Below are 21,088 nucleotides of genomic sequence, written 5' to 3'. Positions count from 1 at the left end.
TGGTGTTACACATGGAGACTTTTTTATGACTCAGGGCACTGTGAAGTGGTTCAACTCCGAGAAGGGGTTCGGCTTCATCACCCCCGACAACGGTGGCGGCGACGTCTTCGTTCACTACAGCGAGATCCAGGGTAACGGCTTCAAGAGCCTGGAAGAGAACGCTCGCGTCGAGTTCGAGATCGGCCAGGGCCAGAAGGGCCCGCAGGCCACGTCGGTCACCGTGATCTGACTTTGATCTTGGGAAAGGGCCGTCACCCGTTCGGGGTGGCGGCCCTTTTCGTATGCTCCGCACCATGATCGAGCACGGATACACCGTCTCCGGGATGAGCTGCGGCCACTGCGCCCAGTCGGTCACCGAGGAAATCACGGCGCTGCCCGGAGTGGCCGAAGTGGACGTCGACGTCCCGGCCGGCCGGGTGGTCGTCCGCGCCGAAGCCGCGCTGGCCGAGGCCGACGTCCGCGCCGCCGTCGAAGAGGCGGGTTTCACCTACGAGGGCACGACCAGCCTCGTCCCGTAGCCCTTTCCCGGCACCGGCTCCCGGTTGGTTCTTTCCCCGCACCGGCTCCAAGGTGGACAGTCCACTGGAGATGATGTTGGGCCGGTCGGGTGGTTCGCGGCTGTGATCTTCGCCGCAGCGCAGGCCCGGTCACGCCCGCCGCCCCAGTGCAACGCCCTGCAACCCTTTCGCACCTGCCCGTGTGCGGAGTCTCCTGTCCTCCGGCGAAGGAGCAGGAGGTCAGGTGGGTGAAACGGTGGCGGGGATCGTCGCGAACCCGGCTTCGGGGCGGGACATCCGCCGGCTGGTGGCGCAGGCATCGGTGTTCCCCACCGCGGAGAAGGCGAACATGGTCCAGCGGCTGCTGGCCGCGTTCGCGGTGACGGGCCTCGACCGCGCCCTCGTCTCGACCGACCTCGGCGGGATCTCCGCCGCGGTGCTGCGGGCGCTGGGCCGGGGCGGCACTTGGCCGAAGGTCGACTTCTGCGAAGACGATCCGATCACCGGGACCGCCGCCGACACGACGAACGCGGTCCGCCGGATGGTCGAAGCCGGCGCCGGGGTCATCGTCGTCCTCGGCGGGGACGGGACCGCCCGCGTCGCCGCCGCGGCCTGCGAAGACGTGCCGATCCTCGCCCTTTCCACCGGGACCAACAACGCCTTTCCGCAGATGCGGGAGGCGACCGTGGCCGGCCTGGCCGCCGGGCTGATCGCCACCGGGCAGATCGATCCCGACCTCGTCACCCACCGCGTCAGCGTGCTCGAGGTCGTCACGAAGGCCCGCCGGGAGATCGCGCTCGTCGACGTCTGCGTGTCGCTGAGCAGGCACATCGGCGCGCGGGCGCTGTGGGACCCCGCGTCGCTCACCGAGCTGTACTGCACCTTCGCCGAGCCGGACGGCATCGGCCTGTCCAGCGTGCCCGGCCAGCTCTGCCCGAGCCCGCGGTCGAGCCCGGACGGCGTCGCGCTGCAGCTGGGGCCGGTCGGGGAGACGCCGTACGTCGTCCACGCGCCGATCGCGCCCGGGCTGGTGCGGCCCGTCGGGGTGCGGGGGTGGGGCGTCCTGCGCGCCGGCGTGCGGGTCGAGCTCGCCGCGGCCGGCGGCGTCATCGCGCTCGACGGCGAGCGCGAACTCGAGCTGAAGACCGGCGAGAGCGCGTTCGTCGAGCTCAAGCCGGACGGGCCGTGGTGCGTCGACGTCCGCGCGGCGATGGCCGAGGCCGCGCGGAAAGGGCTGTTGCGCACGGATACCGAGCTGGGCAAGGAGCGCCGGAGATGACGGACACCCTGCGGGAGGCGTATCGCGTGATGCGCACTATCCGGGCCTTCGAAGAGCGGGTCCACGAGGAGTTCGCGACCGGCGAAATCCCCGGGTTCGTGCCCCGGTACGCCGGTGAGGAGGCGTCGGCCACCGGCGTCTGCCTCCACCTCGACGACCGTGACGCGATCGCCGGCACCCACCGCGGCCACGGCCACTGCATCGCCAAGGGCGTCGACGTCAAAGGCATGATGGCGGAGATCTACGGCCGCCGGACCGGGTCCTGCCACGGCAAGGGCGGCTCGAGGCACATCGCCGACCTCTCGAAGGGCATGCTCGGCGCGAGCGGCATCGCCGGCGGTGGCCCGCCGCTCATCTGCGGCACCGCGCTCGCCGCGAAACAGCAGAACACCGGCGGCGTCGGCGTCGCGTTCTTCGGCGACGGCGCGGGCAGCCAGGGGACGACGCTGGAGGCGCTGAACCTCGCGTCCGCCTGGAACCTGCCGGCGATCTTCGTCGCCGAGAACACCAGCTACGCCGAAGTGACGTCGAGCGCCTGGTCGGTCGCGTCCGACAACATCGCCGACCGGGCCGCCGGGTTCGGCGTGCCGGGCGTGATCGTCGACGGTTTCGACTTCTTCGCCGTGCACGAAGCCGCCGGCGAGGCCATCGACCGGGCCCGCGAAGGCGGCGGCCCGACGCTGATCGAGGTCAAGTTCACCCGCTTCGCCGGGGACGGCGGCGCCGACTGCCTCGAGCGGTTCCGCGCCGGCGTCACCGACCGCGGTGAGCTGCCCGGACAGGTCCTCGACGACATCGACGCCGAAGTCGCGAAGCTCATCGAGGAGGCCGTCTCCGCGGCGAAGGCCGCGCCGAAACCCACGCCGGCCGACCTGGAAACCGACGTCTACGCCTCGTACTGACAGGAGCGCACGCCCATGGCCCGCACGATCAGCTACCGCGAGGCGATCACCGAGGCGCTGGCGCAGGAGATGACCCGCGACGAGTCGGTCATCGTCATGGGCGGGGCGCTCGGCGTCACCCAGGGTCTTCTCCCGGAGTTCCCGGGCCGGGTGCTGGACACACCCGACTCCGAAGCCGCCTTCGTCGGCGCGGCGATCGGGGCCGCGACGCGCGGGCAGCGGCCGGTCGCCGAACTCGAGTTCGTCGACTTCGTGGGCGTCTGCTTCGACCAGATCTTCAACCAGGCGGCGAAGTTCCGGTACATGTTCGGCGGCCACGCGCGGACGCCGGTGGTGATCCGCACCCGGTACGGCGCCGGGCTGCGGGCCGCGGCGCAGCATTCGCAGTGCCTGTACCCGATCTTCACGCACGTCCCCGGGCTGAAGGTCGTCGTGCCGTCGAGCCCGTACGAGGCGAAAGGCCTGCTCGTCCAGTCGATCCGGGACGACGACCCGGTGATCTTCTGCGAGCACAAGGCGTTGTACGACACCAGCGGCGAGGTGCCGGAGGACAGCTACACGATCCCGTTCGGCGTGGCGAACGCCGTCCGCCACGGCGACGACGTGACGATCGTCGCGATCGGCCGGATGGTCGGGGTCGCCGAAGAAGCCGCGAAAGTGCTGGCAGCGTCCGGGATCGAAGCCGAGGTCATCGACCCGCGCACCACGAGCCCGCTCGACAGCGAGACGATCCTGAAGAGCGTCGGCCACACCGGGCGGCTGGTCGTCGTCGACGAGGCGTCGCCGCGCTGCAACCTCGCCACGGACATCTCGGCGCTCGTCGCGAAGGAGGCGTTCGGCTCGCTGCGCGCCCCGATCGAGATGGTGACGCCGCCGCACACGCCGGTGCCGTTCTCCGACGTCCTCGAAGACCTCTACGTCCCCGACGCGCAGAAGGTGCTCAACGCCGCGAAGGCGGTTGTGGAGTACCCGGCTGCCGACAGGCGTCCCACCCCGCCTCCGGTGGTTCTTGGCCCCGCCGGAGGCCGTTGAAGGGCTCTTCGCCGGCACCTCCCTGGCCGGCGAAGAGCCCTTCGCGAGATCGTCGCCACCTACCGATCACCGGACAGAAAAGGCAGACTGAGGAGGTTGAGCGCAAGGAGCGGCGGTTGGGGCAGCGAGACCTCGAGGCAGCGTTGCCGGCCGGGGCCGACCCCCGGCGGCACGCGCGTGTCCTCGCACAGGTGCACGAAGCGGCCCTGGCCGGCAAGGCGCTGCCCAGCCGTCCGCGGGCTGTGATCGGCGCGTCCTGGCAGCGGATGCGCCGCATCGGCCTGGACCCGGACAGCCGCGCCGCCGCGCCCGTCCTGACCTTCGAAGAGCTGGAAGGGCGCCGCCGCACGAGCGGGCTGGCCGAGGCGCTGCCGACGCTGCGCGGCGGCCTGATCAGCCTCGCCGAGCAGGCCGCGCACATCATGGTGATCGTCGACGCGGGCGGCAAGGTGCTCTGGCGCGACGGCAGTGCCGCGGTCCGCCGCCGCGCCGACGGGCTCGGGTTCGTCGAAGGCGTCGATTGGCAGGAAGAATCCGTCGGCACCAACGCGATCGGCACGGCGCTGGTCGCGCGCCGCCCGATCCAGGTGTATTCCGCCGAACACTACGTCCGGGCCCAGCACTCCTGGACCTGCGCGGCGGCGCCGCTGCACGATCCCCGCGACGGCAGGCTGCTCGGCGTCGTCGACCTCTCCGGTCCGGCCCCGACCGTCCACGCGTCGACGTTGGCGCTGGTCGACGCCGTGACGCGGCTCGCGGAGTCCCAGCTGCGTACCACCCACCTCACCGAGCTCGAACGGCTTCGCGGCTTCGCCGTCCCAGTGCTCGCGAAAGTCGGCGGCCGGGCCGTGGTGGCCGACGAGCACGGCTGGGTCGCCGCGGCCGCCGGGCTCGCGCCGGTCGACCGGATCGCGCTGCCGACCGGCCTCGCACCCGGCCGCGTCTGGCTGCCGGCGTACGGCAACTGCGCGGTCGAGCCGGTGCCCGGCGGCTGGCTGATCCGGCTCACCGAGAACGAGGCCACCCCGCCGACCAGCGTCGTCCTCGACGTCCGGTCGCCGCGCGAGCCCGAGCTGACCGTCGCCAGCGCGACCGGCACCTGGACGCACCGGCTGAGCCCGCGCCACGCCGAGATGCTGTACGTGCTGGCCATCCACCGCGACGGCCGTTCGGCGTCCGAGCTGTCGTCCGACCTGTTCGGCGACGCCGGCCGCACGGTGACCGTCCGCGCCGAGATGTCCCGGCTGCGCCGCCACTTCGGCGGCATCCTCGGCGCGAAGCCGTATCGTTTCGCCGACGACGTCGAGGTGCTGGTCCGGCGGCCGCCGACGCCCGAAGCGGTGCTGCCGCACTCGCTCGCCCCGGCCATCCGCGGCTGAACCCGGAAAGGGGCCAGTGTGCCGAAGCGGCTCGCGCTGCCGGACACCATCGCGCCGAGCTGGCTCGTGGTGCAGGTGCTCGGCACCCTCTTCTTCGCGGCGACGCTGCTCACCGCGCGCGAGCCGGACGCGCGGATCTGGGCCGGTTACGGCGTCGCGAGCGCGTGCTGGCTCGGGTTCGTCGTCCTCGCGTCCCGGCTCCCGAAGACGGCGGCGGCGCTGCTCGCCGTCGCCGGCACGCTGCCGTCGGCGCTCGCCGGTGCGGCCGGGGACTCGTCGGCGATCGTCCTGGCCGCCATCGCGCTCGGCCGGCTGGCGACGCTCACCTCGGCCGGCGTCGGCGCGATCCTCGGGATCGGCCTGCTCGACATCGCGCTCGCGGTGGCGTCGCGCACCCTCGCCGGGCACGGCCTCGCCGACGCGCTCGCCGACGCCGGCGTGCTGCTGCTGCTCGTGCTGATCGGGCTCAACCGCCGCCAGTACGAGGTCCAGGCGATGCAGGCCGAGGCCCTGCTCGAGCAGACCCGGTACGCGCAGGCCGAGCACGCGCGCGCCGCCGCGCTCGATGAACGCACCCGGATCGCCCGCGAACTCCACGACGTCTTGGCGCATTCCCTGGGCGCACTGGGGGTCCAGCTCGAGCTCGCCGAGGCGCTCCTCGAAGAACGGTCCGATGTGGACGGTGCACTGCACTCGGTCCGGCGCTCGCGACGGCTCGCCGCCGACGGGCTGGTCGAGGCGCGCAACGCCGTCACCGCGCTGCGCCGGGACGTCCTGCCCCTGACGGACGCGCTCGCCGCGGCCGCCGCCGCGCACGCCCGCGACCACGGCGTCGCGGTGGCCTTCGACGCGGACGGCGAGACCCGGCCGCTGCCGTCCGCGGTGGTTGTCGCGCTGGTGGGCATCGCGCGAGAGGCGCTGACGAACGCGGGCAAGCACGCGCCGGGCGAGGACGTCCGGATGCGGCTGAGCTACGACCCGGGAGCCGTCCGGCTGGACGTCCGCAACGCCCTCGGCGAATTCACCCGGACAGGTGAAGGTTTCGGCTTGGCCGGAATGCGCGAGCGGCTTGCCCTCGCCGGTGGCACGCTGACCACGGGCCCGGAAGACGGCCACTGGCGCGTGCTCGCGGAGGTGCGGAGCTGATCGGAGCACCTGCTCCGAGATCACGTGCTGATGACGGCGGGCGGTGCCGGTGGCTGCGCGCACGCCGACTCGGCTACCTTCTGCGAGTACCGCTCACATCGATTTTGCGGGGGTTCCGGGTGGCGAGGCCCCCGGCCCGGGGCGAAGCCCCGGATGGCAGGGGGAGGAATCGGGGATGACCAGCACTGCGACGGCCCCGGGGCCCACGGCGCCCGCGCCGGGACCCCCACCGTCGCCACCGGACGGCCGTGACCGCGCCGGGGGCCGCAGCGGGCTGCTGGGGCTGCTGGACCTGCCGGGTCAAGGGGTCCGCGCGATCGTCCGGTCCGCCGCGACCACCCCCGGCCGGCTCACCGTGATCGCCGTCGGGCTCGTGCTGCTGGCCCTCGTCGCCGGGCTGGTCGCGACGCTGTCGGTGCAGGACCGCGACGACACGATCACCGGCGTCATCGACCACCGCGAGCCCCTCGCCGCGGCTTCGCAGCAGGTCTACCGCTCGCTCTCGGACGCGGACGCGACCGCCGCGAGCGCGTTCCTCTCCATCGGCACCGAGCCGCCCGAGCTCCGCCAGCGCTACGAGCGGGACATCGCCGAGGCCGGCGCGGCGCTCGCGAAGGCGGCTTCCGACGCCACCGACGTCGCCGACGCGGCCACTCCGGTCGACGTGCTGAACCAGCAGCTGCCGGTGTACACCGGGCTCGTCGAGACGGCGCGGGCGAACAACCGGCTCGGCTACCCGGTCGGCGCGTCCTACCTCCGCGAGGCCTCCGAACTGATGCGGGCGAAGATCCTGCCCGCCGCGCAGGACCTCTACCGCGTCGACACCGAGCGGCTGATCGACGAGCAGGACGACGCCACCGGTTTCCCGTGGCTCGCCACGATCCTGATGGTCGCGCTGCTGGCCGCGCTCGTCGTGGCCCAGGTCTACCTGACCCGGCGCACCAACCGGCTGCTCAACGTCGGGCTCGTCGTCGCGACGGTCGCCGTCGTGGTGTCGCTGCTGTGGGGTGCGGTCGCGCTGATCGTGCAGGGCAGCCTGGTCGGCAGCGGCCAGGACGACGGCTCGCACCGCGTCGACGTGCTGGTCCGCGCGCGCATCGCCGCGCTGCAGGCCCGCGCGGACGAAACGCTGACGCTGGTCGCCCGCGGCGACGGCGCGGCGTACGAGAAGGACTTCGGCACCAACGCGGTCCACCTGGTCGGCCCGGACGGCAACGGCGGCCTACTCGGCGAAGCCCGCGGCCTGATCCAGGACGGCGAAGGCGCCGCGAAGGTCGCGGACGCGACGAAGGCCGCCAACGACTGGCTGCGCGCGCACACGAAGGTGCGCGCCCAGGACGACGCCGGCCAGTACCAGGAAGCCGTCGACTTCGCCGTGCTGGAGGACAAGACCGACGGCTCGGCCCCGGCGTTCCGGCGGCTCGACGACAGCCTCCAGGCGGCGATCGACGTCGGCAGGCAGGAATTCCTCGACGACACCCACAACGGCGACCGCGCGCTGACCCTCCTCGCGCCCGGCCTCGCCGTGCTCGCGGTCGTGGCCGCGGCGGGTGCCACCATGGGGATCCGGGAGCGACTGAGGGAGTACCGGTGAGCAGGCGGGGGAACACGGTCCGGGCGGGTGTGCTGGCGGTCGTCGCGCTGCTGGCGGCGTCCTGCGGCAGCCCCGGGAAACCGGTCGACCCGGCGCCGGTGAGCAACGCGGCCTGGCCGCAGCCCGCCCACGTCGGCGGCCCCGACGCGACCGCCGGCGGCGGCGCCGACACCAGCTGCAACCCGCTGGCCAGCCTGGCGCCGGGCGGCACGTCGATCGCCGCCGGCTCGACCATGGCGAAGATCAAGGACCGCGGGAAGCTGATCGCCGGCGTCGACCAGACCACGTACCTGTTCGGCTTCCGCAACCCCACCTCGGGCAACCTCGAGGGCTTCGACATCGACATGGTCAACGCGGTCGCCAAGGCGATCTTCGGCACGGCGGAGGGCCACGTCCAGTTCCGCGCGATCCCGTCGTCGCAGCGCGAGGACGTCCTGGAGAGGCACCAGGTCGACATCGTGGTCCGGACCTACAGCATCACCTGCGCGCGCAAGCAGAAGGTGCAGTTCTCCTCGGTGTACTACGTGGCCGGTCAGCGGATCCTGGTCACGAAGGAGTCGAAGGTGACCAAGCTGGCGGACCTCAGCGGCAAGAAGGTGTGCGCGACCAAGAAGTCGACGTCGCTGGCGAAGATCGCGACGGACCCGGCGAAGCCCCAGCCGGTCTCGGTGGACAACTGGTCGGACTGCCTGGTGATGCTCCAGCAGGGCCAGGTCGACGCGGTGTCGACCGACGACACGATCCTCGCCGGGATGGCCGCGCAGGACCCCACGCTGCAGGTCGTCGGCGACCAGTTCACGCAGGAGAACTACGGCATCGGCGTGCCGAAGGACAACGAAGACATGGTCCGCTACGTCAACGCCGTGCTCGACAACATCCGCGGCAGCGGCGTGTGGCAGGACAGCTACCGCCGCTGGGTGGAAGCCCGGCTGGGCCCGGCTTCGCCGCCGTCGCCGCAGTACCAGTGAGCCGGTCGCGACTAGGATCGATCCCCGGACGCCGGGGATCTGGGAGGTAGCAGTGTCGGAGGAGCCGCGCCGTCCTCGGCACGCCGCGCCGGACGACGAGCAGCAGCAGCGGGCCGCGCCGAGCTGGCAGCCGCCACCACCGGTGCGGTGGGAGACGCCGGAACCGTCGATCTCCGGCCGCCTCGACGACGGCGAACCGTCCGGCGGGCCCGGTGGGTCCGGCGGTGAGGAGACCGTCTTCCACGCCCCCGTGCGCCGCCCGCCGACGCCGCCGCGCGGCCAGCCGGCACCCCCGCGCGGGCCGATCCCGGGCGCGGACGACCCGACCCGGCCGCCGGGCAGCATCAACCCCGTCCTGCCGCCGGTCCAAGCGACGCAGGCGGTGCCACCGCCGGCGCCGGCCGTCCGCCCGGACCCGGAAGCGCCACAGCCGACGAGCGTGCTCGCCGCGCCCGCCCCGGAAACCCAGAGCATCATGCCGCCGGCGCCGCGGCCGGACACCGGCCCGGGCACGCCCCTGCCGGACCCGGGCACGGAGAGCGTGCTGCCCGAGCGCACCAGCGAAGGCAGGCACACCGGAACCGGCACGGGGACCGGCAGCGGCTCGGGCTCCGGCCCGGGTGCCTTCCCCGGCACTTCGCGGCGGACGTCGTCGCGGACGTCGAGGTCGCGGCGCGGCCGGCTCGGCGCCGGGCTCGTCGAGGTCCCGCCGGTGCCCGCGCGCGACCCGGCGTCGGCGGTGCTGACGAACCCGGTGGTGTCGGAGGAAAAGCGCTTCTGCGGCAGCTGCAACGCGAAGGTCGGCCGGGGCAAGGACGGGCAACCCGGCTCGCCGGAAGGCAAGTGCGAAAACTGCGGCACGCCGTTCTCGTTCGTCCCGAAGCTGCAGCCGCACGAACTGGTCGGCGGCCAGTACGAGGTGCTCGGCGCGCTCGCCTACGGCGGGCTCGGCTGGATCTACCTGGCGCAGGACCACAACGTCAGCGACCGCTGGGTCGTCCTCAAAGGACTCATCGACACCGGTGACCCGACGGCACTGGCGGCGGCGGCCAACGAGCAGCGGTTCCTGGCCGAGGTCGAGCACCCGAACATCGTCAAGATCCACAACTTCGTGCAGCACCCGGACACCCACAGCGAAACGACCGTCGGCTACATCGTCATGGAGTACGTCGGCGGCCAGTCGCTGCGCCAGCTCGCGCTGGCCCACCACCGGGAAAGCCGGCGTCCCGAGCCGCTGCCGATCGGCCAGGTCATCGCGTACGGGCTGGAAATCCTGCCCGCGCTGGGTTATCTGCACAGCCAGGGCCTGCTCTACTGCGACCTCAAGCCCGACAACGTCATCCAGACCAACGAGCAGCTGAAGCTGATCGACCTCGGCGCGGTCCGCCGGACCGACGACTACGAGAGCCCGCTGTTCTTCACCACCGGCTACAGCGCGCCGGAACTGGCGACGCAGGGCGCGTCGGTGGCGTCGGACCTGTTCACCGTCGGGCGCACGCTCGCCGTGCTGAGCTTCGAGTTCACCGGCTACACCACCAAGTTCAAGACGACCCTGCCCGGCCCGGACGCGGTCCCGCTGTTCGCGCTCTTCGGTTCGTACTACCGGTTCCTGCGGCGCGCGACGCACGCCGACCCGGACCGGCGGTTCCTCTCCGCCGAGGAGATGGCCGACCAGCTCACCGGCGTGCTGCGCGAGATCATGGCGCTCGGCACCGGCAAGCCGCGGCCCGGCGCGTCCACGGTGTTCGGCCCGGAGAGCCGCACGTTCGGCGTCCAGCTGGTGGTGCCGGAGGCCGGCGCGAGCGTGGCGCTGCCCAGTGCGGACGAAGTCGTCGCCGGCCTGCCGATCCCGCAGGTCGACACGGACGACCCGGCGGCGGGCGTGCTCGCCACCACGACCGCGCTCGACCCGCGGGGCGCCATTGAGGCGCTGGCCGGCGCGCCGCGGGAGTCGATCGAGGTGCGGCTGCGGATCGTCCGCGCCCGGATCGAGCTGGGCGAGCTGGCGGAGGCGCAGCGGCAGCTGCAGGCCGCGCAGTACCTGGCGATCAAGAACGGCTTCCCGCACGACTGGCGGATCGACTGGTACCGCGGCCTGATCGAGCTGGCCGGCGGCCGTTCCCGCGTCGCGCACGTCGCGTTCGAAGCGGTGTACGACGAGCTTCCGGGCGAGATCGCGCCGAAGCTCGCACTGGGCGTCAGCGCCGAAGGCGTCGGCGACTACTTCGCTGCCGCGCGGTTCTACGAGCTGGTCTGGCGGACCGACCGCAACTACGTCAGCGCCGCCTTCGGCCTCGCCCGCGTCTACCTCGCGCAGGGCGCGCGGGCCGGCGCGGTCGAGGTGCTCGAGACGGTGCCGCCGTCCTCGACCCACTACGTCGACGCGCAGGTCGCGGCGATCAAGATCAAGACGACGGCGACCAAGGCCAACGGCCGCGAGACCCCGGTCACCGAGCACGACCTGCTCGACGCGTCGGCCCGGCTCGAGCGGCTCCGCCTGGACGTCGAGCGGCAGACCCGGCTCAGCGCGGGCGTGCTCGAAGCCGCGTACGAGTGGCTTCGCGGGCCCAAGCAGGGCGGCCCGACGCCGGGGGCGCGGGTGCTGGGATGCTCGCTCGAGGAGCGCGAACTGCGGTTCGGGCTCGAGCGGTGCTACCGGGCGCTGGCGCGGCTGGCGACCACGATCGAGCAGCGCGTCGAGCTGGTGGACCGGGCGAACGCCATCCGGCCCCGCACGCTCACCTGACCCGGCGCTCCCCGGCGGAGCGCCCGGTCAGGGGTTGATCTCCCAGTCGCGCTCGCCGCGTTCACGCTGGTTCTTCTCGTGCTGCGCGGCCAGCTTCTGCAGGGCTTCCGGGTCGCCGTGCGTGCTGAAGTGCTCGAAGCCCACGACGATGAACAGGGCCCGGGCGCTCACCGCGATCGGGCCGTCCTCGGCGTCGAGGCGGCCGTCCGCGCTGACGTAGATCTTGCGGCCCGCGAGGCCGTCGAGCCGGGCCTCGATGAACAGCGTCGAGCCGACCGGGACCGGGCGGCGGAAGTCCGTCTCGAGCTTGCCGGTCACCGCCGGGCGGCGCATGAGGTTGCCGACCGTCGAGCCGAGCGCCTCGTCGAACGCACACGCCAGCAGGCCGCCGTGGGCCAGCCCCGGCGCGCCCTGGTGGGCCGCGGTCACGGTGAACCGCGAGTGGACGACCTGGCCCTCGCCGACGGTCGACCGCAGGTGCAGCCCCGCGTCCAGCTCGTCGCCGCACCCGAAGCACTCGCCGAAGTGCACGCCGAGCTCCGTGCCCGGAGACGGCGCCTTCGGGTGCGGGACCGCCGGCTCCACCGGCACCGGCGGCCACGGTTGAGAAACACGACTCATGCGCTGACGTTAACTCGCGGGTAAACAGCGGCCGCGCCCGACCCGGGCCGTATGCGGTAAACCTCCTCCTCTCAGTAGCCGGAAAGTTCCCCACCGTATCGAATTCCCGGCTCAGACTGCCGACCTCCGATCGCCGGGCAAGACTGGGCTGATGAGCTCGAACGGCCCAATGGGCACTGCACGGAGGAGGTTGTCGCCGGCATGAGCGAAGCAGCAGCAACGACGGGCAAACCGTCAGTGGACGAGAGAACCGTCAAGCGCGCCGTGTGGGCGTCGGCCATGGGCAACGCCACCGAGTGGTACGACTACGGCGTCTTCACGTCGGGCGCGATCGCGGTGAGCATCGGCTCGCAGTTCTTCCCCGGCGAAGGCAACGCGGTCCTGAAGTCACTGGCGCTGCTCGCGGTCGGGTTCATCGTGCGGCCGTTCGGCGGGGCGTTCTTCGGTCCGCTCGGCGACAAGATCGGCCGCAAGCGGGTCCTCGCCATCACGATCCTGCTGATGTCCGGCTGCACGTTCCTGGTCGGCGTCCTGCCGACGTACGCCGGCAGTTACAGCATGGGCATCGCGGCTCCCATCGCGATCCTGCTGCTGCGGATCATCCAGGGGTTCTCGACCGGTGGTGAATACGGCGGAGCGGCGACGTTCATCGCCGAGTACTCGCCGACGAAGCGCCGGGGCTTCTTCGGCAGCTTCCTCGAGCTGGGCACGCTGGGCGGTTACGTCCTCGGCAACCTCGTGGTGCTGTCGGTGACGCTGTCGCTGTCCACCGACCAGGTCGACGCCTGGGGCTGGCGGATCCCGTTCTTCGTCGCGCTGCCGCTCGGCCTGATCGGGCTGTACCTGCGGAACAAGCTCGAGGACACCCCCGAGTTCCGCCGGCTGGAGGCCGCGGGCGAGAAGCCGCAGAAGGCGCCGCTCAAGGAGATCTTCGTCCGCAACTGGCGGATGATCCTCAACCTGATCGGCATCGTCCTGCTGCTGAACGTCGCGGACTACCTGCTGCTGACCACGATGCCGACGTACTTCACGGACACGTTGAAGATCAACGACAACACGTCGACGCTGATCATCATCGGGGTCGAGGTGATCCAGATGGCGATCATCATCCCGCTCGGCGCATTGTCCGACCGGATCGGCCGGAAACCGCTGCTGCTCACCGCGGCCATCGGGTTCCTGGTGCTGAGCTGGCCGTGCCTCAAGCTGATGCAGTCCGGCAGCATCCTGTGGCTGTTCGTCGGGTTCCTGATCGTGGCGATCCTGCTGGTGTTCATGCTCGCGGTGATCGGCTCGACGTTCCCGGCGATGTTCCCGACGCGGGTGCGCTACGGCTCGTTCGCGATCGGCTACAACATCTCGACGTCGCTGTTCGGTGGGACCTGCGGGGTCATCGTCACGGCGTTGATCAAGAGCACCGGCAACGAGGACTGGCCGGCGTACTACCTGATGGCGGCGGCGCTGATCGCGATCCTCCCGATCATCAAGATCCCGGAGACGTCGCAGGTGCCGATGGACGAGATCGACACCGAAGACACTGGCGGCAAGCTGGCCTCCGCCGCCGCTCAGCGCTGAGCGACCGCCGGGAAAGACGTGTGCCCCGTCCGGATCGCCGGGCGGGGCACACGTGCGCCGTGGGTCAGTTCGCGTCGCTGCGAGGAGTGAAGCGCTTGCGGGACCAAGCGGCGAGCGCACCCGCGACCACGACAGCGATTCCGGTTTCGACGATCAGCGCGGCGAGCACCATGTGCTTCCTCCTCGGGTTCTCGGGCCGGCGGCGGAGCGTCCGGCTGAGCGGGGTTCCGGCGTCCGATCGGAACGCCACCGGGCATGTCGCCACGACCCGGCCGGGTATTTCGTCGGAAACCCACTAGCGAACGGTGATCTACGCCACGTCGCTGACCTGCGGAAACCGTCAGCGTGACGTCGTGGACGCCGTCGGCTCGGCGGGGAGCGTCCGGGTGGTGCCCGCGGACGGCGGCTGGGTCGTGCTCGGCGTCGGGCGCGAGAGCGGCCGGCTCGCGGACGGCGGGTTCGGCCGTGCCGTGCGCGACGACGTGCGGCCCGGCTCGGCCGCGGGCGGCGGGATCGAGGTCGCCGGGATCTCGTCGGCCGTGCTCGACGGCGTGGGGGCGGTGGTGCCGATCGTGGACAGCCCGGGATCGGCGGGTTGCACGGGGTCCGGCGGTCCGACGCGGTGACCGGCCAGGAAACCGGCCACCGCGAGGATCACCGCGGTCGCGGCCGAGGTGCCCGCGACCGCCAGCCGCTTGCGCCGTCGCCGGACCAGGCCGCCGCGCTCGATCACGTCGGCGGCTTCGAGGCGCATCGGCGGCTGCGAGCCGCCGGCCGCGCCGGTCAGGAACGCGCGGACGTCGTCTTCGGGGTCCATGTTCGTCACCTCCCCTCCCTGGACGCGCTGAACATCAGCGCGCCGTGGTGCGGGCCGAGCCGGTTGCGCAGCGTCGCGAGGCCACGGGAGGCCTGGCTCTTCACCGTGCCGGTGCTGCAGCCGAGGGCCTGCGCCGTCTCCTCGACGCTCAAGTCCTCGAAGTACCGCAGCACCAGCACGGCGCGCTGCTTGGGGGCCAGTACGGCCAGCGCCTGCCGGACCAGCACGTCCTGGTCGCTCGCGGCGGGTTCCGCCGGGAGCTCCGGCGGGGTGTCGGTCAGCCGCTCCCGTTTCCACCTGCTGCGCCGGTGCTCGGCGAGGAACGTGCGCAGCACGACCTTGCGGGCGTAGGCGTCCAAGGCGTCGTGGCGCGACAGCCTCGGCCAAGCGAGGTAGAGCTTGAGCAACGCGGCCTGCGTGAGGTCCTCGGCCTGGTGCCAGTCGCCGCAGAGCAGGAAGGCCGTGGACCGCAGGCTGTGCGCGCGCTCGCCGAAGTACCGGGCGAACTCGCCGTCCCACGGCGAGCCCGGCCCGGTCGACGGACGGGAGCGGGAAATCACCTGGCTACCGGGTCACCCCGATGGCCGGCAGGTGCAGGTCACCGGTCGGGCCGGCGGGGACGGCGCGGGGCACGCGCGGAGCCCGCTCCGGGCGGGCCGGCCGCGTCGTCTCGCGCGGCGCGGGGGCGGCCGTCGGCTCGGCCGGCCGGCTGGTGGCCGGGACCGGGGCCGGCGGCAGGGTGGGCCGGGCCGTCGTCGCGGACGGGGCCGGCGGCTGCGCCTCCGAAGCCAGCGCGATGCCACCGGTCAGGGCACCACCGGCGAGCACGAGCGCGCCGAGGGACAGGGCGATGCGGATACGCAAGACAGCTCCTCATTCTCGCGGGCGCGGCTGGGGTCGTCGCGCCTCTGCCCTTAGTCATGCGGTGGCCGGCCGGCCGGGTTGCATCGAATTTCGTCGGTGGCGCGGATTTCTCCGGAAAGCACGAACGGCCGGGAAGCCCGTGCTGGGCTTCCCGGCCGCCCGGTGTTCCTCGGTGGTCTCAGCCGGCGAGCGCCGACAGCTTCTGCCAGCTCGCCCAGTCGTACGTCCAGTCGCTGTAGTCGCCGTCCTTGGCGGTCAGCGTCTGCGTGCTGCCGGTGATCTCGACCGGGTCGCCGGTGAGCACGCCGTCGTAGTACTCCTTGGCCCGCGCCGGGGACAGGTTCAGGCAGCCGTGGGAGATGTTCTTCTTGCCCTGGGCCCAGACCGACGCCGCGAGGCCGTGGATGAACTCGCCGTTGTTGGAGATCCGGACCGCCCACGGCACCACGACGTTCTCGTAGTGGTACTTCGGGTTGCTCATCGCGTACGTGGCCTGCTTGCCCATGACGACGTGCACGCCGCTGTGGGTGACGCGGCCCGGGTCGGAGTCGAGGCCGTAGCTCACCGGGTAGTCGGCGATCTGCTGGCCGTCGCGGATCACCTGCATGGTGTGCTGCGTCGTGTTGCCCTTGACGATCTGCGAGCGCCCGATGGCGAAGCTGGCCGAGACGTCCTGCTTGCCGTACACGCCGTCGCCGACCTTGACGCCGTAGATCTTGGCGTTGACCTTCACCTGCGTGTTGGGCTTGAAGTACTCCTTCGGCCGCCAGTGCACCGAGGTGTCGCCGTTCAGCCAGGCCCAGGAGCCCTCGGTCTTCGGCGTGGTCTCGACCGACAGCGCCTTCTCGACGGACGCCTTGTCGGTGACGCGGCTCGGGAAGGTCAGGGCGATCGGCATCGCGATGCCGTACGTCTGGCCGTCGCCGACGTTCAGGCTGGCCGACACCTGGCGCTTCGGCTTGACGGTGGTGAACGCGCCGCCGATGGGCAGGTTCTTGCCGTCGGCGCCCTGCGCCTGGCCGGACCAGGTGTAGGTCTTGCCGTAGCCGAGCTGCTCGGTGGTGGTCCAGGTCTTCTTGTCCGCCGACGTCTGGCCCTGGACCTGCTTGCCGTCCGGGTTGGTCAGCGTGACCGACAGGATCGTGCCGTCGGCGACCTGGACGCTGACCGGTTCGCCCGGCGGCACGTCCTGGGCGCCGCCGGCCGGCGTCACCGTCAGTTTCGCGGGTTGCGCGGTGGGCGCCGGCGCCTGCGTCGGGCCGCCCCCCGACGAGCCGCTGGCCGAGACCGTCGGCTCGCTGCTGCACGCCCCCAGCGCCAGCACGGCGACCAAGCCCAGTGCCACAGCCGCGCCCCGGCGCCGCGTGGAGATCCTCACCGTCACACCCATTCCCCTTTGCCCCTTTTGGTGCTTCCCCCCAACGAGACGTCCCGCAGACCCGCGACGTTGAGTAATAGTCGAGTGACGAAAGTCACACTTGTGCGCGAAGGCTTTCACGGAGGGGGCACGGCCGACTCCGAGCCGTATCCGGTGATCACGGGGTCGATGCGCTGCGCCAGAGTAGCCGGTGGGCCCGGCAGAACGGGGTGGGAAGCCCTACGACGTTCCGGTGACCTTGGTGCGCACAGCCGGTTTTCGCCTCGATCACGGGGTTCAACTTTGGCCAGATCCCGGTAGTCTGCTCTCAGGCCGTCGTTTTGCGTGTTCGTGGCTTCACACTCGCGGAACTTCTGACGCGAGCCATGGAGCCGACCCGCTCTTGACTCGTCTCGTTGGAACCGCCCGGGACGGTCGGGGTGCCGCTTCGGTGGCATTCGAAGCGGATCTGTGTAACGAGGAGTACAGCGGTGGCGCAAGGCACTGTGAAGTGGTTCAACGCGGAGAAGGGCTTCGGCTTCATCGCGCAGGACGGCGGCGAAGGCGACGTGTTCGTTCACTACTCGGAGATCGAGGGCCGCGGCTTCCGCACCCTCGAGGAGAACCAGCGGGTGGAGTTCGAGGTCGGCCAGGGCCAGAAGGGCCCGCAGGCCCAGAAGGTCCGCGCGATCTGAGACTGAGGCTTGTTCTCCTGCCCGGCAGTCCCGCGGACGACGGATGAACAGGCCTCACAGGCCCTTTGCGTGTCTTAAGGCCTGAGCGAAGGGCCCCCGGCTCAGCCGGGGGCCCTTTCTCATGCGTGAGCGGCGGCTACCGCCCGCCGACCGGGGCGTCGAAGGCGTCGGCCGGGAAGTGGAACTCGTCGGTGAGGTCGGTGAGCTCGCCGGCCTGCTGCCGCTGGTCCTGCAGCGAGGAGGCCTGGCCCTCCCAGTTGAGCCGCTCGAGGATCCACTCCTGGGCGAGCGCCTGGGGCGAGATGTTGCGTTCCTCCGCGATGTCCTTGAGCTGCTGGCTGGCGATGAGGCTCATCCGCAGCTGGTAGACCTGCGCCTCCCCGAACCGCTTGCCGGAGCCGGTGCTCTCCATGTCGTTGTCCGGCGCCAGCGCGGCCAGATAACTGGTGAGCTCGGTGTCCTCGACGACACCGTCACCCGCAGGCTTCACGGCACCACGATGACGCCCGGAGGACGCGGCTTTCAGGTTCGTGCGGCTGCTCAAGCGGCCAAGTGAGGGAAGAGGCACGAACGCCACGATAACGGTTAGGTCTCACCACACAAACCACTGTGAGCCACGACACGCCCCCAATATTCCCCATTCAGCCCAACCGCCCCCCAATCAGCCCAACCCAAAAGAACAGAGGGCAACCCCCCAATAACCCACCGAGTCGATCACGCACCCCGAGCAAGAAACAAGACAACGAAAAGAAGCCCGCCGAACCCGCAAGGGAGGGGGCAAGGGGAGCAAGCGAGGCGAGCAAGCAGAGAGGCAGGAAGGCAGGGAGGGAGGGGCGAGCAGGGAGGGCGAGCAGGGAGGGGCGCGGCAGGGCGGGGCGGGCAGGCAGGGCCGGGCGGAGTCGGGCAGGGCGGGCCGGACAGGCCAAGGCAGGGCGGGGCAGGGCGGGGCAGGCCGCAGTGGGGCGGGCAGGGCAGGCAGGCGGGGCAGGGCAGGCAGGCAGGCGGAGCGGGGCGGGGCAGGGCAGGGAGGGCGCGCCAGCGCCTGAACCGGGCGCCCCAACGAAAAGCCCCACGCACGACGACACGAAGGGCGCGCAGCGCCCGAACAACCAACAATCGCCAGGGCGCGCAGCGCCCGAAGCGAAAACCCAGCCACGCTGGAAGCCGCGAGAGAGGCACCGTGGGGGGTCCGGGGGCTCGGCCCCCCGGGCAGTACGCCGGAATGAATGGGCCGTAGCGAAGGGCGAAGCCCGAGCAGGCCCAGAAATGGAGGACCCCCGCGCCAGGGGGAGGAACGCGGGGGTCGGAGGGGATCTCCACAGGCGCTGACCGGGGGTGTGTCAGCTCTTCGATTGTTGCACGAGTTGGTGGGTTGGGCGAGTGGAGAGCGGGATTTTTCCGCGTGCGGTGTCACTCCTGACGCGGGGTGACGTTCGTTCGGGTGGTGTCCTTCTCCGTGGTTGCTGATTGCGCTGCGTTGAGCGGAGCGTGGCCTCAGGTTCACTCTCCGGGGGGCTGTGTGTGGCGCCCGGCGCTGGTTAGCCTCGCGGCCAAGCTGTTGTGAGCCGTATGGAGGGGCTATGAGCGGGTCTGTTGAAGTGCGGCAGTTCCTCCTTCGGTACGAAGGTGCCGATGGGGGGAGTGCTCCGTTTGCCGGGGCGTTGCCGGCGCAGCGAAGTGGTGCTGCTGATGCTCAGCGGGTGTCGGACGATCAGGTTCGGCGGGCTCGGCTGGCGGTGGCGAATGGTGCGTTGGGGGTTGAGGACTGTGTGCAGTTGCTGGAGATGCTGGGCTTGAATCTGGATGAGGACGGGCAGGCGCCGGTTCAGCGTTGAGTGGGGTGTGGGCCGGCGGGGTCCGGTGGGCGGTGTTGGCCGCCGGGCCTGTCCGGTGATGTTCGTGCAGGTTGCACGTCTTTCTGGGGAGTAATTGGCAAGGGTTCGGCCGTTCCTTGACGCCGGTTTCGTAACAGTGTTACGTTTGCCGGGTCGAAAGGGGACGGACATGACGACGATCGAGGGCGTGGCCGGGCTGGCGCACCGGATCCGGCCGGTGGTGCAGGTGCTGGGCGGCCGGTTCATGACGTCGCCGGAGCTGGCGGCGGTCGAGGCCGAGGTCGGGTTGCCGCCGCGCTCGCTGTACGTGCGGGGGCGTTCGGCGGTGCTCGGCGACGTGCCGCCGAAGGTGGCCGCGGAGCTGTTCGGCATCTTCCCGCACTGGCTGTTCGACTTCGTCCTGCCGTCGGCAACGGCTGCCCTCGATGCACCCGCCGCGGTCCGTGCCTACGCGGAGTCATCGGCGCGGTGGTCGCGTGTCAACCTTTCGGCCGCACCGGAGGCCGCCCGCTTGGCGGAACTGCTGTTCCGCGTGATCGACGCGGCCGACGCCAGCGGGCTGGCGCTGTTCGCCGGCTGGAAGAACGCCGAACGCCCCGCGGGCGACGTCGAGCGCCTCGGTTTCGCGCTGATGGTCTTCCGCGAGCTGCGCGGCGGCCTGCACTTCGCCGCGTTGCGGGCGCTGGGCCTGTCCGTGCCGGAGGCGGTGGTCGCGGACCCGGAGGGCGGCCGCGCGCGCCTGCTGCGCACGGCGTGGCCGGAGGACGCGGCCGACGAGCTGCTCGCCGCGGCTGAGCGCAAGCCGGACCTGCGCGACCGGTGGCAGCGCGCCGAGGTCCTGACCGACGAGCGGGTCGGCGAGCTGCTGGCGTCGGCGCTGACGGAGGCGGAGCAGGCCGAGCTCGAGCGCCTGCTGGCCGAACTGGCGGCGTTTGCGCAGGTCTGAGCTTCGCTGGGGGCTTAAGGAACCCCCGGTGCAAAGCGGTGGCGGCGTGCCCTATGCTTGTAATCGCTCCCAGGGGGACCTGAGAGCGCGGTCGGTCGGTCACCCGAAACCGACCGGGCTCCCATCGTTCAGCGGCCTAGGACTCCGCCCTTTCAAGGCGGCAACGCGGGTTCGAATCCCGTTGGGAGTACGCAGTACTGTAGTAAACGCAAGGCCCTGTGGCGCAGTTGGTTAGCGCGTCGCCCTGTCACGGCGAAGGTCGCGGGTTCGAGTCCCGTCAGGGTCGCAAGATCGTTCGGCTCCTTGCCGGCGTTCCCGGCCAGGTAGCTCAGTTGGTACGAGCGTCCGCCTGAAAAGCGGAAGGTCGCCGGTTCGACCCCGGCCCTGGCCACCGGAACGAGAACCGCCCTGATCACTCAGGGCGGTTTTTTCTTGTCCGGGTTCAGGTTCGGCGGGGGACGACGACGATCTGGTCCCCGTCTTCGTAGACGATCTCCCCGGGCGGCTGGTGCGAAACCAGCCTGGCGCATCGGACACCGTGGGCATCGAGAATCTCGAGGTAACCGTCAGCCCGGGCGACGAGCGCTTCGGCCGACTCCTTGAACCACGCCGTTGCGCCCGGATTGACCGACGGGTCGTAGACCGCCGGATCGACGCTCGTCGGATTGGTGTAGTGCGCCTCGTACCAGGCGTGATTGGTGCGGCGGAACTCCTCCTGCTCGGGAGTGAGCTCGCCGGCCTTGCTCAAGCGGTTGATCAAGCCGAGGAAGCCGGGGTGCCGTCCGTCGGCGTCGGGTTCGGCGCTCTGGAACCTGATGTACGTCACGTGTCAGTCCTA

General features: G+C 71.4%; 21 protein-coding genes and 3 tRNA genes. 17 read left to right on the top strand and 7 right to left on the bottom strand.

Annotated features, from left to right (window positions below; genetic code table 11):
- Positions 1-25 precede the first annotated feature (25 nt).
- From ACH54P_RS27545 to ACH54P_RS27500, 10 genes are all read left to right on the top strand, one after another.
- Positions 26-229, top strand: coding sequence for a cold-shock protein (locus ACH54P_RS27545; protein WP_013222289.1), 204 nt, complete (start codon positions 26-28; stop codon positions 227-229).
- A 64-nt stretch (positions 230-293) separates the two neighbouring features.
- Positions 294-518 (top strand): heavy-metal-associated domain-containing protein, encoded by a 225-nt coding sequence (locus ACH54P_RS27540; RefSeq protein WP_489906238.1) that lies wholly within the window; start codon positions 294-296, stop codon positions 516-518.
- 223 nt (positions 519-741) lie between these two features.
- Complete coding sequence (locus tag ACH54P_RS27535) at positions 742-1,776, top strand: ATP-NAD kinase family protein (protein ID WP_489906237.1); 1,035 nt, start codon at positions 742-744, stop codon at positions 1,774-1,776.
- Complete coding sequence (locus ACH54P_RS27530) at positions 1,773-2,678, top strand: thiamine pyrophosphate-dependent dehydrogenase E1 component subunit alpha (RefSeq protein ID WP_489906236.1); 906 nt, start codon at positions 1,773-1,775, stop codon at positions 2,676-2,678. The genes ACH54P_RS27535 and ACH54P_RS27530 overlap by 4 nt, the downstream gene beginning before the upstream one ends.
- Before the next feature lie 15 nt (positions 2,679-2,693).
- Positions 2,694-3,710, top strand: coding sequence for an alpha-ketoacid dehydrogenase subunit beta (locus tag ACH54P_RS27525; RefSeq protein ID WP_489906235.1), 1,017 nt, complete (start codon positions 2,694-2,696; stop codon positions 3,708-3,710).
- A gap of 116 nt (positions 3,711-3,826) precedes the next feature.
- Positions 3,827-5,089: a GAF domain-containing protein gene (locus ACH54P_RS27520; protein ID WP_489906234.1), complete on the top strand. Its 1,263-nt coding sequence runs from the start codon at positions 3,827-3,829 to the stop codon at positions 5,087-5,089.
- Positions 5,090-5,107: 18 nt separating this feature from the next.
- Positions 5,108-6,235 (top strand): sensor histidine kinase, encoded by a 1,128-nt coding sequence (locus ACH54P_RS27515; RefSeq protein ID WP_489906233.1) that lies wholly within the window; start codon positions 5,108-5,110, stop codon positions 6,233-6,235.
- Between the two features lie 175 nt (positions 6,236-6,410).
- Complete coding sequence (locus ACH54P_RS27510; RefSeq protein WP_489906232.1) at positions 6,411-7,829, top strand: GlnX family signal transduction membrane protein; 1,419 nt, start codon at positions 6,411-6,413, stop codon at positions 7,827-7,829.
- The gene (locus tag ACH54P_RS27505; RefSeq protein WP_489906231.1) at positions 7,826-8,797 is read left to right on the top strand and encodes a glutamate ABC transporter substrate-binding protein; all 972 of its coding nucleotides are present in this window, start codon (positions 7,826-7,828) and stop codon (positions 8,795-8,797) included. The genes ACH54P_RS27510 and ACH54P_RS27505 overlap by 4 nt, the downstream gene beginning before the upstream one ends.
- A 52-nt stretch (positions 8,798-8,849) precedes the next feature.
- Positions 8,850-11,543 (top strand): serine/threonine-protein kinase, encoded by a 2,694-nt coding sequence (locus ACH54P_RS27500; protein WP_489906230.1) that lies wholly within the window; start codon positions 8,850-8,852, stop codon positions 11,541-11,543.
- 27 nt (positions 11,544-11,570) lie between these two features.
- On the opposite strand, the gene ACH54P_RS27495 is transcribed toward ACH54P_RS27500, so the two are convergent.
- Positions 11,571-12,164, bottom strand: a complete 594-nt coding sequence (locus tag ACH54P_RS27495; protein ID WP_489906229.1) for a PaaI family thioesterase — start codon at positions 12,162-12,164, stop codon at positions 11,571-11,573.
- 237 nt (positions 12,165-12,401) lie between these two features.
- Between ACH54P_RS27495 and ACH54P_RS27490 the strand changes: the two genes are divergently transcribed.
- Positions 12,402-13,736: an MFS transporter gene (locus tag ACH54P_RS27490; protein ID WP_489906228.1), complete on the top strand. Its 1,335-nt coding sequence runs from the start codon at positions 12,402-12,404 to the stop codon at positions 13,734-13,736.
- Positions 13,737-14,076: 340 nt separating this feature from the next.
- Here the strand turns inward: ACH54P_RS27490 and ACH54P_RS27485 are convergent, their stop codons facing one another.
- From ACH54P_RS27485 to ACH54P_RS27470, 4 genes are all read right to left on the bottom strand, one after another.
- The gene (locus ACH54P_RS27485; protein WP_489906227.1) at positions 14,077-14,553 is read right to left on the bottom strand and encodes a hypothetical protein; all 477 of its coding nucleotides are present in this window, start codon (positions 14,551-14,553) and stop codon (positions 14,077-14,079) included.
- Between the two features lie 5 nt (positions 14,554-14,558).
- A complete protein-coding gene (locus tag ACH54P_RS27480; RefSeq protein ID WP_489906226.1) occupies positions 14,559-15,113 on the bottom strand; it encodes a SigE family RNA polymerase sigma factor in 555 nt (184 codons plus the stop codon).
- A gap of 4 nt (positions 15,114-15,117) precedes the next feature.
- Positions 15,118-15,417 (bottom strand): hypothetical protein, encoded by a 300-nt coding sequence (locus ACH54P_RS27475; protein WP_489906225.1) that lies wholly within the window; start codon positions 15,415-15,417, stop codon positions 15,118-15,120.
- Positions 15,418-15,595: 178 nt separating this feature from the next.
- Entirely contained in the window at positions 15,596-16,807 is a 1,212-nt protein-coding gene (locus tag ACH54P_RS27470) for a L,D-transpeptidase (RefSeq protein WP_489906224.1), read from the bottom strand.
- A gap of 458 nt (positions 16,808-17,265) precedes the next feature.
- Here ACH54P_RS27470 and ACH54P_RS27465 point away from each other — a divergent pair, with 458 nt between their 5' ends.
- Positions 17,266-17,469 carry a cold-shock protein gene (locus ACH54P_RS27465; RefSeq protein ID WP_003097368.1) on the top strand — a complete coding sequence of 68 codons (204 nt, stop codon included), beginning with the start codon at positions 17,266-17,268 and terminating at the stop codon, positions 17,467-17,469.
- Positions 17,470-17,605: 136 nt separating this feature from the next.
- Here the strand turns inward: ACH54P_RS27465 and ACH54P_RS27460 are convergent, their stop codons facing one another.
- Entirely contained in the window at positions 17,606-18,037 is a 432-nt protein-coding gene (locus ACH54P_RS27460; protein ID WP_489906223.1) for a hypothetical protein, read from the bottom strand.
- A 1,012-nt stretch (positions 18,038-19,049) separates the two neighbouring features.
- Here ACH54P_RS27460 and ACH54P_RS27455 point away from each other — a divergent pair.
- From ACH54P_RS27455 to ACH54P_RS27435, 5 genes are all read left to right on the top strand, one after another.
- Positions 19,050-19,304 carry a hypothetical protein gene (locus ACH54P_RS27455; RefSeq protein ID WP_086838175.1) on the top strand — a complete coding sequence of 85 codons (255 nt, stop codon included), beginning with the start codon at positions 19,050-19,052 and terminating at the stop codon, positions 19,302-19,304.
- Between the two features lie 169 nt (positions 19,305-19,473).
- A complete protein-coding gene (locus ACH54P_RS27450; protein ID WP_489906222.1) occupies positions 19,474-20,250 on the top strand; it encodes an SCO6745 family protein in 777 nt (258 codons plus the stop codon).
- 117 nt (positions 20,251-20,367) lie between these two features.
- Positions 20,368-20,440 (top strand) — tRNA-Glu (locus ACH54P_RS27445).
- A 22-nt stretch (positions 20,441-20,462) separates the two neighbouring features.
- Positions 20,463-20,536 (top strand) — tRNA-Asp (locus ACH54P_RS27440).
- 31 nt (positions 20,537-20,567) lie between these two features.
- Positions 20,568-20,641 (top strand) — tRNA-Phe (locus ACH54P_RS27435).
- 51 nt (positions 20,642-20,692) lie between these two features.
- On the opposite strand, the gene ACH54P_RS27430 is transcribed toward ACH54P_RS27435, so the two are convergent.
- Positions 20,693-21,076, bottom strand: coding sequence for a hypothetical protein (locus ACH54P_RS27430; RefSeq protein ID WP_489906221.1), 384 nt, complete (start codon positions 21,074-21,076; stop codon positions 20,693-20,695).
- Between the last annotated feature and the right edge of the window lie 12 nt (positions 21,077-21,088).

The sequence above is a fragment of the Amycolatopsis sp. N2S4-7 genome (assembly GCF_058119595.1).
Note: the sequence above shows the minus strand (reverse complement) of the source record. Positions and strands in the feature narration are given on the sequence as shown.

Coding starts and splice junctions, on each gene's coding strand:
- ACH54P_RS27545 (WP_013222289.1), top strand. CDS start 26: ATGACTCAGGGCACTGTGAAGTGGTTCAACTCCGAGAAGGGGTTCGGC.
- ACH54P_RS27540 (WP_489906238.1), top strand. CDS start 294: ATGATCGAGCACGGATACACCGTCTCCGGGATGAGCTGCGGCCACTGC.
- ACH54P_RS27530 (WP_489906236.1), top strand. CDS start 1,773: ATGACGGACACCCTGCGGGAGGCGTATCGCGTGATGCGCACTATCCGG.
- ACH54P_RS27525 (WP_489906235.1), top strand. CDS start 2,694: ATGGCCCGCACGATCAGCTACCGCGAGGCGATCACCGAGGCGCTGGCG.
- ACH54P_RS27510 (WP_489906232.1), top strand. CDS start 6,411: ATGACCAGCACTGCGACGGCCCCGGGGCCCACGGCGCCCGCGCCGGGA.
- ACH54P_RS27495 (WP_489906229.1), bottom strand. CDS start 12,164: ATGAGTCGTGTTTCTCAACCGTGGCCGCCGGTGCCGGTGGAGCCGGCG.
- ACH54P_RS27485 (WP_489906227.1), bottom strand. CDS start 14,553: ATGGACCCCGAAGACGACGTCCGCGCGTTCCTGACCGGCGCGGCCGGC.
- ACH54P_RS27470 (WP_489906224.1), bottom strand. CDS start 16,807: ATGGGTGTGACGGTGAGGATCTCCACGCGGCGCCGGGGCGCGGCTGTG.
- ACH54P_RS27455 (WP_086838175.1), top strand. CDS start 19,050: ATGAGCGGGTCTGTTGAAGTGCGGCAGTTCCTCCTTCGGTACGAAGGT.
- ACH54P_RS27450 (WP_489906222.1), top strand. CDS start 19,474: ATGACGACGATCGAGGGCGTGGCCGGGCTGGCGCACCGGATCCGGCCG.